Source organism: Massilia terrae (assembly GCF_024753145.1).
Lineage (GTDB): Bacteria > Pseudomonadota > Gammaproteobacteria > Burkholderiales > Burkholderiaceae_D > Telluria > Telluria terrae.
Map to the genome: position 1 here is coordinate 18367 of NZ_JANUGU010000002.1, position 14601 is coordinate 32967.

Annotated in this window: 13 protein-coding genes; 6 read left to right on the forward strand and 7 right to left on the reverse strand. The window is 65.4% G+C overall.

Features of this window, described 5'->3' with window-relative positions:
• Positions 1–3: 3 nt before the first annotated feature.
• Genes NX778_RS07350 through NX778_RS07360 form a run of 3 tightly spaced genes read left to right on the forward strand, consistent with a single transcriptional unit; the run spans position 4 to position 1083 of the window.
• Positions 4–441: a hypothetical protein gene (locus tag NX778_RS07350; RefSeq protein WP_258811072.1), complete on the forward strand. Its 438-nt coding sequence runs from the start codon at positions 4–6 to the stop codon at positions 439–441.
• 58 nt (positions 442–499) lie between these two features.
• Positions 500–886, forward strand: coding sequence for a BlaI/MecI/CopY family transcriptional regulator (locus NX778_RS07355; RefSeq protein WP_258811073.1), 387 nt, complete (start codon positions 500–502; stop codon positions 884–886).
• On the forward strand, positions 883–1083 hold the full coding sequence (locus tag NX778_RS07360) for an oxidoreductase-like domain-containing protein (protein ID WP_258811074.1): 201 nt from the start codon (positions 883–885) through the stop codon (positions 1081–1083). The genes NX778_RS07355 and NX778_RS07360 overlap by 4 nt, the downstream gene beginning before the upstream one ends.
• Positions 1084–1155: 72 nt before the next feature.
• On the opposite strand, the gene NX778_RS07365 is transcribed toward NX778_RS07360, so the two are convergent.
• Positions 1156–2118 carry a porin family protein gene (locus NX778_RS07365; RefSeq protein ID WP_258811075.1) on the reverse strand — a complete coding sequence of 321 codons (963 nt, stop codon included), beginning with the start codon at positions 2116–2118 and terminating at the stop codon, positions 1156–1158.
• A 169-nt stretch (positions 2119–2287) separates the two neighbouring features.
• On the opposite strand from NX778_RS07365, the gene NX778_RS07370 reads away from it, so the two are divergent.
• The gene (locus NX778_RS07370; RefSeq protein WP_258811076.1) at positions 2288–2875 is read left to right on the forward strand and encodes a CHRD domain-containing protein; all 588 of its coding nucleotides are present in this window, start codon (positions 2288–2290) and stop codon (positions 2873–2875) included.
• Here NX778_RS07370 and gluQRS read toward each other — a convergent pair.
• From gluQRS to NX778_RS07385, 3 genes are all read right to left on the reverse strand, one after another.
• Positions 2872–3783 carry a tRNA glutamyl-Q(34) synthetase GluQRS gene (gene gluQRS, locus NX778_RS07375; RefSeq protein WP_258811077.1) on the reverse strand — a complete coding sequence of 304 codons (912 nt, stop codon included), beginning with the start codon at positions 3781–3783 and terminating at the stop codon, positions 2872–2874. The genes NX778_RS07370 and gluQRS overlap by 4 nt on opposite strands.
• Positions 3784–3846: 63 nt before the next feature.
• Positions 3847–4335, reverse strand: coding sequence for a nuclear transport factor 2 family protein (locus NX778_RS07380; protein WP_258811078.1), 489 nt, complete (start codon positions 4333–4335; stop codon positions 3847–3849).
• Positions 4332–5357: a proline iminopeptidase-family hydrolase gene (locus NX778_RS07385; RefSeq protein WP_258811079.1), complete on the reverse strand. Its 1026-nt coding sequence runs from the start codon at positions 5355–5357 to the stop codon at positions 4332–4334. Before NX778_RS07385 ends, NX778_RS07380 begins: the two co-directional genes overlap by 4 nt.
• Before the next feature lie 135 nt (positions 5358–5492).
• Between NX778_RS07385 and NX778_RS07390 the strand changes: the two genes are divergently transcribed.
• Positions 5493–5867: a hypothetical protein gene (locus NX778_RS07390; RefSeq protein ID WP_258811080.1), complete on the forward strand. Its 375-nt coding sequence runs from the start codon at positions 5493–5495 to the stop codon at positions 5865–5867.
• A 119-nt stretch (positions 5868–5986) separates the two neighbouring features.
• Here the strand turns inward: NX778_RS07390 and NX778_RS07395 are convergent, their stop codons facing one another.
• Positions 5987–12127: an Ig-like domain-containing protein gene (locus tag NX778_RS07395; RefSeq protein WP_258811081.1), complete on the reverse strand. Its 6141-nt coding sequence runs from the start codon at positions 12125–12127 to the stop codon at positions 5987–5989.
• A gap of 360 nt (positions 12128–12487) precedes the next feature.
• Between NX778_RS07395 and NX778_RS07400 the strand changes: the two genes are divergently transcribed.
• Entirely contained in the window at positions 12488–12733 is a 246-nt protein-coding gene (locus NX778_RS07400; RefSeq protein WP_258811082.1) for a DUF3297 family protein, read from the forward strand.
• Positions 12734–12787: 54 nt separating this feature from the next.
• On the opposite strand, the gene NX778_RS07405 is transcribed toward NX778_RS07400, so the two are convergent.
• Positions 12788–13714 (reverse strand): hypothetical protein, encoded by a 927-nt coding sequence (locus tag NX778_RS07405; protein ID WP_258811083.1) that lies wholly within the window; start codon positions 13712–13714, stop codon positions 12788–12790.
• Between the two features lie 127 nt (positions 13715–13841).
• Positions 13842–14237: a hypothetical protein gene (locus NX778_RS07410; protein ID WP_258811084.1), complete on the reverse strand. Its 396-nt coding sequence runs from the start codon at positions 14235–14237 to the stop codon at positions 13842–13844.
• Positions 14238–14601 lie beyond the last annotated feature (364 nt).

Here is a 14601-nt window from a genome sequence, read left to right on the forward strand (position 1 = left end):
AACATGAAGAAGATCGCATCGCTCGCACTGATGACGGTACTGCTGGCTGCGGCCGGCGCCAGCTCGGCCACGGTGGACGTCACCTGCAACGTCAAGCACGGCAAGTGCGAAGCCCCGCCGGCTCCGCCTGCGCCTCCCGCACCACCGGCCCCGCCGGCTCCGCCCGCCCCGCCGCCCCCGTCCTTGCATGATGACGACGGCGCGGCCAGGCTGCCGCGGATGCCGCACATGCCGCATATGCCGGCCATGCCCGCGATCCCGGCGCCGCCACCGCCGCCGAAGGTGCCTGACGTGCCGGCCGCTGCCCATGCGGCCTGCGCCGGCAAGGCCGAAGGCGCCGAGGTCACGTACACGATTCGCGAGGGCGAGTGGATGCGCGGCGTGTGCGAGCGCGACGGCGCGCAGATGGCCTTCATGATGCGGCGCTATCACGCGGATTGAGTTGGAGCGCGCGGGGGACGGCATCGACTTTCGCACCTAGATCATTTATTCTAGGGCCATGCCGAAATCCCCCGCCCTTCCCAAGCCCACCCCGTCCGAACTCGAACTGCTGCGCATCCTGTGGCAGCTCGGCCCGTCCACGGCGCGCCAGGTGCACGACGCGGCGGTGGCGACGCGGCCGGACATGGGCTACGCCAACGTGCTGCGCCAGCTGCAGGTCATGCACGCCAAGGGCCTGCTGACACGCGACGAAAGCCAGCGCGCGCACGTGTACACGCCGGCGCAGGCGCAGGAGTCACTGCAGACCAACCTGGTCAAGGAGCTGATCAACAAGGCGTTCTCGGGCTCGGGCAAGGAACTGGTGCTGGCGGCCCTGCGCGGCCACGTCAGCCAGAAGGAACGCGAGGAGATCCAGGCGATCCTCAACAGCGACAAACGATCATGAAGCGTCCCGTCGAGCCGGAACTGGAAGACTGCTGCCGCAGCGGCTGCATGCCGTGCATATTCGACATTTATGCGGAAGAGCTGGAGCGGTACGAGGAGTGGGCGAAGGAGCATCCGGAAGAGGCGGCCAGGCAGGAGCGGGAAGCCGTCCAACAAAGCGAAAATGACCGTCGTTCCCGCGCAGGCGGGAACCCATAGACAGCTCGCGTGAAGCCTGCCGGCGCGGGGACGACCTTGATTTGATGAGGTGGCCGATGTTGCGGCGCCGGCTCAGTAGAGCCAGCCCACCCCCAGCAGGAACACATCCGAATCCCGATGGTAGTCGGTGATCACCCTGCTCCAGCTCAGCTGCGCCCGCATCATCGGCGTCAGCCGCCAACGCATGCCGATCGACGCGATCGGCGCGAAATGGGTCTTCGGCTCCTCGCGGATATTGTCGCGGTCGATCTGGTCGCGCATCACATAGCCACCCATGCCCAGCTCCAGCACCGTGTGCTCGGTGAAGGGCCGCAGCAGCCATAGCTGGCCAGCCACGCCCTTGCGTTCGGCCACGCCGATGCGTCCTTCATTCATCGCCGTCAGGCTCCACTCGACATTCGGATTGACCGTGTGCCGGTACTCGACGCCGTAGCCGGTCGCCTTCTCCGACTTGAAGCTGTTCACGATCGAGCGGCCGGCCAGCGCCATCACCATGTTCTCGCCGCTGTCCGCGTTCTCCTCCTTGATCACGGTCGGCAGGTTGCGCAGCTCGTAGCCGAGACCGACCATCACCAGCGTGCTGTCGTGCTCCTTGCGGCCGTTGATGTGCGACAGCCGCACCTCGGCGTAAGTGCGCTTGTCGCCCAGGTGGTATTTGGCGCTGGCGTTGACCATCGTGCCCCAGCCATGTTCGTTGCGGTAGTCGGCCAGCGAGCCGTTGCCGGTGGTGGTGTCGAAGTAGTAGTACGGCCCGGCGCCGAGCGCGAACGACCAGTCCTTGGCCGGCGCCAGCGTGTGCAGCCACAGCTGCGGCGACAGGCCGTCGCGGTGGTGCAGCGGCGGATGGCCCTCGTTGGTGTATTCCAGGCTAGCCGCGAAATACGGCGCGAGGCGCTGGGTGTAGCTGAGGTTGACGGCGAAGGACTTGTCGCCGGTCTTGTCGACGTTCATGGTGCCGGCCAGCAGCGTAGCGTCCTGTGCCAGCGCACAACATGATACGGAAAGCAGGATCAGGGTCGAAAAAATGTATCGCATCGGATGCCACCAGTAATTTACATTTTGGCATCATGCATGTTATTGAAAGCCAGAGTCGCACGGGACACTTCCCAGCCGTACGGTGTGTACCCAGCCTTCTCACGAATGCTACTTTTTTAGGCAGCGCTGCAATAGGGGCGCTGTTTCCTGTTCAAGATGAGGAGGTACCATGAAACATGTTCTATCCGTCCTGGCACTGGCGGCTGCCGCAGTCGCGGCGTCGTCGGTGCAGGCAGCGCCGGTCGGTGACCGGTTCCAGGCCGTCGCGGCGGGCGCGCTCGAAAGTCCGCCAAACGCCTCGCCCGGCTTCAGCCTGACCGAAGTCGACATCGCAGGCGCCAAGCTGTTCGTCGATTCCCGCTTCAGTGAGCTGATGAGCGGCACCACGGCCGCCCACATCCACTGCTGCACCACCGCCGCCTTCACCGGCAATGCGGAGATCGCCGTGCCGTTCACCGGCTTCCCGACCGACGTCAAGGCCGGCCAGTTCACCGGTTCGGTCGATTTGACGAAGGACACATCCTTCACCGCGCCCTTCCTGACCGCGAATGGCGGCACGGCGGCAGGAGCGGCCGCGGCGCTGATGACGGCGATTAATGCCAACGAGGCCTATGTCAACATCCACACCAGCAGCCATCCCAACGGCGAAATCCGCGGCTGGCTGGTGGCGGCGCCGATTCCCGAACCGGCGTCGTGGGCGATGCTGGGGATCGGACTTGCCGGGCTTGGCCTGATGGCCCGGCGCCGGGTTGGCTAGCCGGGTGGGTTGAGGGAAGCAGCTTCGCGCACCGACAGCAGCCTGGCCCAGGCCGGGACGGCTGCTTGCCAGAATCCGGCGAGCGAAGCGACAGGCTCGACTTGCAGGCCGAGGAAACGGGCGGCATCCTGCAGCGCGGCGACGGCGCCAGCCTCGTCGCCTGGCTCGACCGCGACCGCCCCGGTCTGCTTGGAGAGCTTTTCGCCGGCGGCGTTGCGCACCACCGGCACGTGCAGGTAGCGCGGGGTCGGGACGCCGAGCAGGCGTTGCAGGTAGATCTGGCGCGGGGTCGAATCGATCAGGTCGGCCCCACGCACGACGTCGGTGACGCCCTGCTCGGCGTCATCGACCACCACCGCCAGCTGGTAGGCCCAGTAGCCGTCGGCCCGCTTCAGGACGAAGTCGCCGGACTCCACGGCCAGGCGCTGGCGCACGAGGCCGGCGAAGCGGTCAGTGAATTCAATCAGGTCGGCGCCCTCTTCCGGCACGCGCAGGCGCAGGCTGCGGGTAGTGCGGCCGGGCGCCAGGCCATCGCGGCAGGTGCCGGGGTAGATCGCGGACCCATCCGGGGCCAGGCCCAGGCGCGAATCGGCGATCTCGCGGCGGTTGCAGCCGCATGGGTAGGCGTGTTGGGCCAGGCAGTCGAACGCGGCCTGGTACAGCGCCTTGCGGCGGCTCTGCCACACCACCTCGCGGTCCGACTCCATGCCGAGCGCGTGCAGGAGCTTGAGGATCCCTGCGGCCGCGCCGGGCACGCTGCGGCCTTCGTCGATGTCTTCGATGCGCACCAGCCAGGTGCCGCCGTGGGCGCGCGCGTCGAGGTAGCTGGCGACGGCGGCGACCAGCGAGCCCGCGTGCAGCGGGCCGGTGGGAGATGGCGCGAAACGCCCGACGTAGGAAGTGCTCAAGGGTGAAGCCTGGTGGTGTCCAAGCTTCACATTATGGCATGGCGATGAGGGCTGGCTTAAGCCTCAGTGCTGCTTCGATTCGAAGTCCTTGACCAGTTTGGTCACCTGCCCCGCCAGCTCGTTCGGGATCGCGAACGACAGCTGGAAGTGCAGGATCTCGAAACCGGTGGCCGTCTTGCGGATCACGCCGCTGGACATGCACGGCCCCATGTTGGGCGTGTCGAGGATTTCGTCGAACCAGATGAAGTTGCCGTCGGGCGAAGCATAGACGTTGCGGCGCACGGCCTTGAACGACCACGCCGAGCCGCGCTCGAAATACTTCTTCGCCCATTCCTTGAACTGGGGCTGGTGCCACAGCTCGCTCTTGTCGGTGCCGATGTAGACGCCGTCGGGCGCGATCTTGTCGAAGTAGGCCGGGCGCGCATGCGCGGCGTCGTCGTGCCATGCGTCGACGAAGGCGTTGACGGCGCGCGCCAGCGCCGGATCGGCCTGTTGCGCCGATGCCGACAGGCTGGCCGCGAACAGGCACAGCGCAATGAACAGCCGCTTCATTTGAAGTTCCCGCTATCGACGTCTTTCAGGAACTTGATCAAGCCGTCGAAGTAGACCTTCTGGTCGTCATACATATCCATGTGGCCGCCGTTGGTGAGCAGGTAGCGGCCATGCTGCACCTTCTGCGACACCATCTTCATGTGCGCCGGATCCATGGTGTCGTACTTGCCGGCGATGACCAGCGTCGGCACCGCGATCTTCGGCAGGTCGGCCACGCGGTCCCAGTGTTCGAGCTTGGAGTTGTGCGAACCCATTTCGCTCGGGCCCTGCATCGGCACGTAGATCTTCTTGTTCATGCGGGCGAAGGAACGCACGACCGGCTCCGGCCATTTGTCCATTGGCATGCGCAGGATGTGCGCTTCGTAATACGGGACCAGCAGTTCCTCGTAGCGCGGATCTTCGTACTTGCCGGCCTTTTCCATCTTCAGGATTTCGGCCAGCGCCTTCTGGTTCATCTGCGGCATCAGTACCTTCTCGGCGTACACGTTGTACGCGGGGATGCTCATCATCATGTTGGAGATGATCATGCCCTTCAGGTTCTGGCCGTACTTCAGGGCGTATTCGGCCGCGAGGATGCCGCCCCAGGAGTGGCCCAGCAGGTAGAAATTGTCCTTGTTCAGGCCGAGCGCCTTGCGCACCTGCTCGACTTCCTCGACGAAGCGCGGCAGTTCCCACAGCGCGGGCTGGTCCGGCTGCTCGCTGTAGGCCGAGCCGAGCTGGTCGTAGTAGTAATACTCGATGCTGGCGCCGGGGAAGTAGCTGTCGGCCGCCTCGAAATATTCGTGGGTCGCGCCCGGGCCGCCGTGCAGCAGCAAGACCTTGATGGTCGGGTTGTTCCCGACGCGCTTGGCCCAGACCTTGAAAGTTCCCTTCGGCGTGGTGACCGGGATCATGCGCACGCCGCCGGACAGCACATCGGTACGGCCACTGTTATCGAAATAGCGTGTGGCGTTGGCGGACAGCGCGGCGGGGCTGACGAACAGCATCAGCGCGGCGGTGAACAAGGCGGCAAAAGTCTTCATCCATTCCTCGATGACTTGTTAAAAAAGTCATTGTAATTTGGAAAGAACAAAAATTGTGCATATATGCACATTGCATTTACTGTAACGAAATGTTCAGGGAAGCAGGCGCTGCAAAAAATCCTGTACATTCGTCCCATGAAACCGCATCGCTCACCGTTGCTAGCCGCCTTCCTGAGCGTGGCCGTGGCCGGCACCGCGCAGGCGCAGGCGCGCGCGCCGCAGGCGGACCCCGCACCGCAGCGCCCTCCCCTGCGGATCGCGCTGAGCGATGAGGTGGTCAGGCAGGCGGTGAAGGAAACGCTGGCCGCCGAAGAGAAAGCCGCCGAGCAGGATCGTGGGCGAGCACTGAGCGGGGACCGCTACGAGAATTTCTCGCGCCAGTTCGACGAGGCCAAAGTTCCCGGCTGCCTGCGGCCGGACGGGCTCAAGAACCAGCCAACCTACATCTTCGGCGGCCTGCTGGCCGCGCCCTTCGTCGCCATCGCCGCCCTGCGCGGCAAGTGCAACTAAAGCCGAAACCAAGAGATATCGTCGTTCCCGCCTGCGCGGGAACGATGTTCGTGTTTAACAAAAACAGGGCGAAAAAAAGCGGGCCTCGCGGGCCCGCTTTTGCTCACGCCACGTTCCTCTTAAGGCAGGAAGCGGCCGTGGTACTCCGGCGAAGCGATGAAGGAGCCGACCAGGCTGGCAACGCTGGTGCCGTGGTCGAGGACGTTGATCCAGTAGTCCTGTCCCGCCTGCTCCGGCGCGCGGACCAGCATGTCGTAGTAGCCGAGCGCAACTGAAATCAGGTGGCTGGTAGCCGCGACGTTCTCGGCCGAACCCGCCAGGTTGGCCAGCAGGTCGCCACGGCTCGCGCCCTTGTCCAGCGCCGCCGTCCACTGCGCCAGTTCCGCCTGGCCCGCGCCACGGTGCAGCACGTCCTGGAACAGCTGGCTGGTGAAGGCCGCGTTGCCCAGCGCGCCGTATTTGGCCTGGAACTCGGTGCCGGCGGCGATATTGCCGGCCAAGGCGGTGATCGTCGAACCGGCGTGCAGCACATCGACAAAGTTGTGCAGGACATCCATCTCGGGCATGTGCCCCAGGCCGCCCACGAACAGGCGCGCAACCGCCGCGGTGCCATCCGTTACTTCCTGTGATTCCAGGAAGGACGCGGCCACCTGCGCCTTGCTCAATTTGCCGCTGTCGATCTGCGCCTGCCAGAAGCCCAGGCCGGCGCCGTCCGCTTCGCGGTACAGGATGTCGCGGTACAACTGCATCACGAACAGCTTGCTGCTGCCGAAGACGTCGTTGTCCCGCGTGCCGACGGTCAGGCCGTTGGCCGCTTCCAGCGCATCCGGGAAGCCGTCCAGGTCGCTGTCGAGCATGCCCGGCCGGTAGCCCGCTGCGCCCGGATCGGTGATCACGCCATCGGCCTTGCCGTCGGCGTCGAACTGGCCACCATCGGTGATCGAGAAGTCGAGGCGGATCTTGCCGCCATCCATGGTCATGCTGCCGCCGAATTTGGCGCTGGCCAGGTTGACCCAGTCGCCGTTGGCGGCCTGCTTCCAGTAACCATTGATCGCGAGGCCGTTGTCGACGAACAGGCTGAAGTGTTCTGTCGCGCCCGCCTGCACGGAGGCCTGGAAACTGATCTGGCCCAGCGGCATTTTCAGGTCGGCCGGCCGGATGAACGGCGCGTCGAGCTGGGTCACCGATTGCAGCACCGCATGTCCCGCCGCGTCGGCCTTGCCGGCGAGCGAATCGGCAACCAGGCTCACGTAGGTTTGCGCCGACGTGCCCGGATTCGACTGGGCCGTGCTGCTCTTCAGGAAAGGCGCCGAGGTCACGTTGCTCTGGGCACTGTCGGCAATGCCATCGCCGTTGCCGTCGCCGGCCACGTACTGGCCGTTGGCCGAGCGCTGCACCGGCACCTGCTGCTCGACGATGTTGGCGATATTGTCGCCGTCGTCGCCCGGGCCCGGCTGCACGGTGCCGTGGACCACCTGCACCGTCATCTCGCGGCTGATCGAGTGGCCGACGATGTCGGTTGCGCTCACGAAGATATGCTTGGTGCCGGCGCCGAGGTGGGCCGGATCGAGCGCGACCAACTGGCCGCCGACGATCGCGAACGCACCGTTGTCGGCGCTGCGGCCATCACCGCTGCTGACCAGGGTGATGTCGACCACGTCGTGCGGCGTCGGGTCGAGCGCGGTCAGCGTGCCGACCACGGAATTGCGGCCAGCGCTGTCGAGGACCCAGTTGGACGACAGCAGGATGTCGGTCGGCGCGAGGTGGTCGACCAGGTAGGCCTGGCTGGCGACCGGACCGGTCTGGCCGGCGCCGTCAACCACTTCCAGTTTCAGGGTGCCGTTGTCGGGCAGGGTCACGCCGGTCCAAGCCAGCGTGGTGCCGCTCACCTTGCTGGTGATGTCGATCCAGTGCGCGCCGCCGTCCAGCGAGCCGAGCACCTTCTGGCCGCGCAGCAGCGCCGTGCTCAGGGTCGCGCGGACGGTCTGTTCGGACACGCCGGTGACGAAATCGTGCGGCGTGCCGGTATCCTGGCTCAGGGCCAGGCTGCCGAAGGTGATGGCCGGTGCGGTCGTGCTGAACGGCAGCGGGGCCAGCGCCGCGGCCGCGCCGTCGTTGCCGGCGGCATCGCTGTAGGCGCCGGCGGCGACCGATACCGAGGCGGTGCCGGCGCTGTGCGCGGCCGGCGTGAACACCACCGTGCGGGTCAGTCCGGAACCGGCCAGGCTGGCGACCGTGCCGCCGGAGACGGCGATGTCGGCCAGCGTGAAGCTGGCGCCCGGGTCTTCGCTGAAGCTGAAGGTGATGGTCGCGGTTTCGGCAGCGACCAGGTCGGCCATGCTGCTGGTAATGGCGAGCACGGGCGGCTTGGTGTCGACGGCGATCGCCAGCGAGGCCGCGGCACCGGTGTTGCCGGCGGCGTCAGCGTAGTTGGCGCCGGCGACTGCGATATGGGCGGTGGTCTCGGTGTTGATGGACGGCGTGAACACGGCGGTCCGCACCAGGCCGGTGCCGGACAGCGCGCCCAGCGTGCCGCCGGAGACGGCGACGCCGTCGGCGCTGAAGCTTGCACCCGGATCTTCGCTGAAAGTGAAGGTCACGGTCGCGGCCTGGCCTGCCTTCAGGGCAGCCATGTCGCTGCTGATCCCCAGCACCGGCGGTTTGGTGTCGACCGCGATCGCCAGCTGCGAGGCCGAACCGGTATTGCCGGCGGCGTCCTTGTAGTTGGCGCCGGCGACCGCGATGTTCGCGGTGGTCTCGGTGTTGGCGCTCGGCGTGAACACGGCCGTGCGCACCAGGCCGGTGCCGGAGAGCGCGCCCAGCGTGCCGCCCGACACGGCGATGCCGCTGGCGCTGAAGCTGGCGCCCGGATCTTCGCTGAACGTAAAGGTGATGGTTGCGGCCTGCCCTGCTTTCAGCGCGGCCAGGTCGCTGCTGATGGCGAGCGACGGCGGCTTGGTGTCGACCGCAATCGACAACGAAGCGGCAGAACCGGTGTTGCCGGCGGCGTCAGCATAGTTGGCAACCGCGATACTGGCCGTGGTTTCGGTGTTGGCGCTCGGCGTGAACACGGCGGTGCGCACCAGGCCAGTGCCCGACAACGCGCCGAGCGTGCCGCCCGCGACCGCAATGCCATCGCTGGTGAAGCTGGCGCCCGGGTCTTCACTGAAGGCAAACGTGACCGTCGTGGCCTGCCCGGCCTTCAGCGCCGCCGTGTCGCTGGTGATCGCCAGCACTGGTGGTTTGGTATCGACCGCGATTGACAGCTGCGACGCGGATCCGGTATTGCCGGCGGCGTCGGCGTAGTTGGCGCCTGCGACCGCAATATTCGCGGTGGTTTCGGTGTTGATGCTCGGCGTGAACACGGCCGTGCGCACCAGGCCGGTGCCCAACAGCGCGCCCAGCGTTCCGCCCGACACGGCGATGCTGTTCGCTGTGAAGCTCGCGCCCGGGTCTTCGCTGAAGGTGAAGGTCACGGTCGCGGCCTGGCCTGCTTTCAATGCGGCCATGTCGCTGCTGATCGCCAGTGCCGGCGGCTTGGTGTCGACCGCGATCGACAGCTGCGCCGACGCGCCGGTGTTGCCGGCGGCGTCAGCATAGTTGGCGCCTGCAACCGAGATATTCGCGCTGCCTTCCAGGTTGGCGGTCGGCGTGAACACGGCGGTGCGGACCAGGCCGGTGCCCGACAGCGTGCCCAGCGTGCCGCCGGACACCACGATGTCGCCGGAAGTGAAAGTCGCTCCCGGGTTCTCGCTGAAGGTGAAGGTCACCGTTGCCGCCTGGCCGGCTTTCACCGCCGACAGGTCGCTGCTGATGGCCAAGGTCGGCGGTTTGGTGTCGACCGCGATCGCCAACTGCGAGGCCGAGCCGGCGTTGCCGGCGGCGTCGGCGTAGTTGGCGCCGGCGACGGAAATCGTGGCGGTGGTCTCGGTGTTGGCGCTCGGCGTGAACACAGCGGTGCGCACGAGGCCGGTGCCGGTCAGCGCGCCCAGCGTGCCGCCGGAAATGGCGATGCCGCCCGCCGTGAAGGTCGCGCCCGGATCCTCGCTGAACGTGAAGGTAACCGTTGCGGCCTGCCCTGCTTTCAGCGCAGCCGCATCGCTGGTGATGGCGAGCGTCGGGGCCTTGGTGTCGACTGCGATCGACACCGAGGAAGCCGAACCAGTGTTGCCGGCGGCGTCGGCGTAGTTGGCGCCGGCCACCGCGATGCTGGCGTTGCCTTCCATGTTGGCATTCGGCGTGAACACGGCAGTACGCACGAGGCCGCTTCCCGACAGCGCGCCCAGCGTGCCGCCGGAAACGGCAACACTACCCTGCGTAAAGCTCGCGCCCGGGTTTTCGCTGAAGGTGAAGGTGACCGTGGCGGCCTGCCCTGCTTTCAGCGCCACCATGTCGCTGGTGATGGCCAGGGTCGGCGGTTCGGTGTCGATGGCCAGCGAGAGCGACGAGGCCGAGCCGGTATTCCCCGCCGCATCCGCGTAACTGCCCGCGGTGACCGCGATACTGGCGCTACCCTCAAGGTTGGCAGCCGGCGTGAACACGGCGGTACGGACCAGGCCCGTGCCGGACAGCGCGCCCAGCGTGCCGCCGGTGACGGCGATGTCGCTGCTGGTAAAGCTTGCGCCCGGGTTCTCGCTGAACGTGAACGATACGGTCGCCGCCTGGCCCGCCTTCAGTGCGGACAGGTCGCTGCCGATCGCCAGCGTTGGCGCCTTGGTATCGACAGCGATCGACAGCGACGATGCCGAACCGCTGTTGCCGGCGGCGTCAGCGTAGCTCGTGCCGGCGACCGCGATGCTGGCGGTGGTTTCGGCGTTGGCGCTCGGGGTGAACACGGCGGTGCGGACCAGGCCGGTGCCCGACAACGCGCCGAGCGTGCCGCCGGCGACGGAAATCGCATTGGCGTTGAAGCCAGCGCCCGGGTCGTCGCTGAAGGTGAAGGTGACCGTCGCCGACTGCCCCGCTTTCAGTGCCGCGGCGTCGCTGGTGATGGCCAGGGTCGGCGCTTTGGTGTCGACGGTGAGCGAGAGCGAGGAAGCCGAACCGGTATTGCCTGCGGCATCTGCATAATCCGCGCCCGCAACGGCAATGCTGGCCGTGGTTTCGCTGTTGGCGCTCGGCGTGAACACGGCGGTGCGCACAGTGCCGCTGCCCGACATCTGGCCCAGCGTGCCACCGGCGACGGAAACGATGCCGGATCCGAAGCCGATGCCCGGGTCTTCGCTGAACGTGAACGTGACCGTGGCGGTATCGCCCGCCTTCAGTGCCGACAGGTCGCTGCTGATGGCCAGGGTGGGCGGCTTGGTGTCGACCGGAATCGAGAGCGCCGAGGCCACCACATTGTTGTTGCCGGCGGCGTCAGCATAGGTGCCGGCGGCGACCGAAATGCTGGCGCTGGCTTCAGTGCCGGCGGCCGGCGTGAACACGGCGGTGCGAACCATGCCGGTGCCGGTCAGCGCGCCCAGCGTGCCGCCGTTGACGGCGATGTCGCTGGCAGTGAAGGTCGCGCCGGGGTCTTCGCTGAAGGTGAAGGTGACGGTCGCCGTCTCGCCCACTTTCAGCTTGGCCAGGTCACTGGTGATCGCCAGCGTCGGCGGCGTGGTGTCGACGGGGGCCGGACCGAGGAAGGAAAACAGGTCCTTGGCGCTGACCGCCTGGTTCTGGAAGCCGATCGAGAAGGTGCGGGCCTCGGTGCCGCTGTTGCTGATCTGGTAGCCCCAGCGCAGGTCGACCGTCACACCGGTCACACCGGCCGCGATGTTGAGGTCGGTCGACATCAGGACCTTGAACGGGCCGCCGCCGTCGGCCGGATAAACCACGCCCTTGTCGCTGTTGGTCGTCTTCGACGCAAACGCGGCGCCGTAGCCGGTGTAGATCGAATTCGCGTTGGTGTAGACGTTCCAGGTGCGCCCGGCGTCGCCGGTGAACTGGGCGGTTTTCTCGCCAGTGGTGGTCGGCAAGGTGCCAGTCCAGGTATTGAACTCCTCGTTGACCAGCACGTTGCCGTTCGAGTCCTTGATGATCACCGCGTACAGGTACATCGCACCCGGGCCGGTATAGTTTTGTGGCACATAGCTGCCGAAGCCGATGGTGGCCTGCCCGGCGGTGACCGGGATATTGATCAGGCCGGTGGTGCTGTCATAGGATGCACCGCTGTAACCCGAGGTGACCAGGTGAGAGTCGTGGCTGAAGTCGGTCGGGGTGGTGGTGGATGTATTGGTGCGTGAGCCAAAACTCAGGAGTGTCGCGGAGGAGGTCATTGTCAAAAGCTGGAAGCGAAAAGTTGCAAATGCAGAAAAACGCATTACCTTTAGGAAACAAGATGATTTTAATGGCCATCTCGCCAGCCGGGGGCAACTTCCGGTTAAATTATTTAATTACTAATATTGCATAATTTGCACACAAATGACACATCATGCCGCTCTTCAAGCACGAACGCGATTACAACGTCGCGCATATCTCACTCGACCAATTGCTACCGTTAGTTACATTACGCATTCTCGTTACAGTTTCTGGAACAATTTTTTACTGACTGTTGCCACGCGACAACGACAATCAGGCACCGCCCGAATGCGTGATGGCTCGCCTTGCGGTCCTGATTCGTGGATAATTGCGAAACCATGAACGACACCACCAAACCCACCCTCCCCGACCGCCTGTCCATCGATCCGAAGAGCCCGCATCACGTGCGGGAAGTGTTCCAGCACGACGTCGGCATCCGCTTCAACGATACGGATCGCCACGACGTCGAGGAATACTGCATCAGCGAAGGCTGGATCAAGGTCGCCGCCGGCAAGGTCCTGGACCGCAAGGGCAAGCCGATGCTGATCAAGCTGAAAGGCAAGGTCGAGGCGTTTTACCGCTGAACTAAACGCACCTTCAACGGGGGCGGCCGCCGGAGCAATCCGGCGGCCGTTTTTTTATGGGGCGCGCCGGATCGCCACGGTCGCAGCGAGGGGGATGAGGAAAGGATACAGGCCCCAGATCGCGCGGCCGTCGATGCGCACGCTCATGGCGGCATATAACAATGGCAGCGTCATCAGCAGCATCAGTCCCGCCAGCGGCTTGAGCTGGGCAGGCGCCCGCCACAGCCCGAACAGGCCAAGCGGCAGCACCACGCCGGCACATCCCGCCATCGAGAGCAGCGAGGGAATATCCTGCAGCGCATGGCGCACGGTCCACCAATTGGGGCGCCAGGTGTAGCTCGGGAGCCCGCCGATGATCCACCAGCGCACCGCAAGCAGCCACAGCGCTGCGGCGGCCAGCGCCGCGAAACCGGCGCGCAGCGAAACCCGGCCGCTCAGGAGCAACCAGCCCAGCAGCAGGATATTTTCTTCACGGACCGCGGTCGCGACCAAGCCGGCGAACAGCGCGAGCCAGGGCTGCCCGGCCAGCAGCGCGAACACGAACAGCGAGCGGGCGCACACCGAACCGGGATCGACCAGCAAATACGGTGCGTACCAGTAGACCGGCAAGGACAGGAGCATCAGCAGCCCTGCCAGCAGCGCCCGCGCGTTACCTGCGCCAACGGCGAGCACGGTCTGCCACATCAGGACGGCGGAGGCTGTCACCAGCGCCCAGTTCAGGGAAGCGAAGGCGTGATGCAACTCTCCCGGCAGCATTGCGGCGATGCCCGGAACCAGCAGGCGGTAGGGAAACGGCGCCCGCAGCTCCGTCACTGGAATCTCACCGCGCAGGTGGCGCGCGGTGTCGAAATAAGCCAGTGAATCCTCGACGGTTCCGCCCCAGCGCCAGGCCATCAGCAGATAGGCCAGCGTGCCGAACGCGGTGATGGTCAGGAGCGGAAGTTGGGCGGGAGCCCGCACGCGGATAGCGGTCGAGAGCATTCAGTCAGCATGGCCTTCCATCGATCGGTCGGCCGCATATTATCGGACCAGCAAGAATAAAGAATGGATGCCGGGATGGCAACATGCATACTGAGCCAAGAGCGCGCTGGTGCTGTGTTAAAAGTGCTTATCGGGCGGCGACATGCAGACCGGGGTGCTTATGAAGAATCAGCGCACTTCCTCTGGATTCTGCTGGCGCCAGCCCCAATTCGTCCAATACGTCCAGTGGCAAATCCGCCTCGCTTACGCCGAATATCCGCAACTCGTTGTAGGGTCGAGATGAGCTCCATGGCCCATGGTGCTCGTCGATATCGTATAGAGCTTGTGCACAGGTCGCAGACCTGTCGCCCGCGCGCCGGGGGACAAACGAGGTGACATCAATCGCGCCCTTGAACTTACGCCGCGTCTCTTCGACAGCGACGTCATTCGTCGGACTCGACAAGACCCACACCGGCATCTCACGAGCGATCCGTTCGACGCCCTGACCGAACTCGGGGTTAAGAATTAGGGCAACTGGGTTCATAAATGCTCCGATATGGCACGCAACGCCCGCGTGGAAAGGAACACATCCGAACGCCGGGCCCTCGCCTCCTGCCGACCCAGTTGTGTCCGTGTGGAATTCCATTGCCATGGTCGTGGCTCCAGTCGATATCATACTCGGGCCATCCGTCCGCTCCGTACCTGCGCTCCTGTCCATTATCCGAATTTTCAAACCATGAATGCGGTGCACCAAGGATTGGCGTAGCGGGCATATTCAGCAGGCCTCTTCGGGAAAGAACTGTTGACACTGCCGAGAACGGACAATTCGCGGAAGCACGATGGCGTCTGGCCTGCCTCAAAGTCCTCGCCGAAAAGAAAAAAGCGAGCCGAAGCTCGCTTTTTTGCTG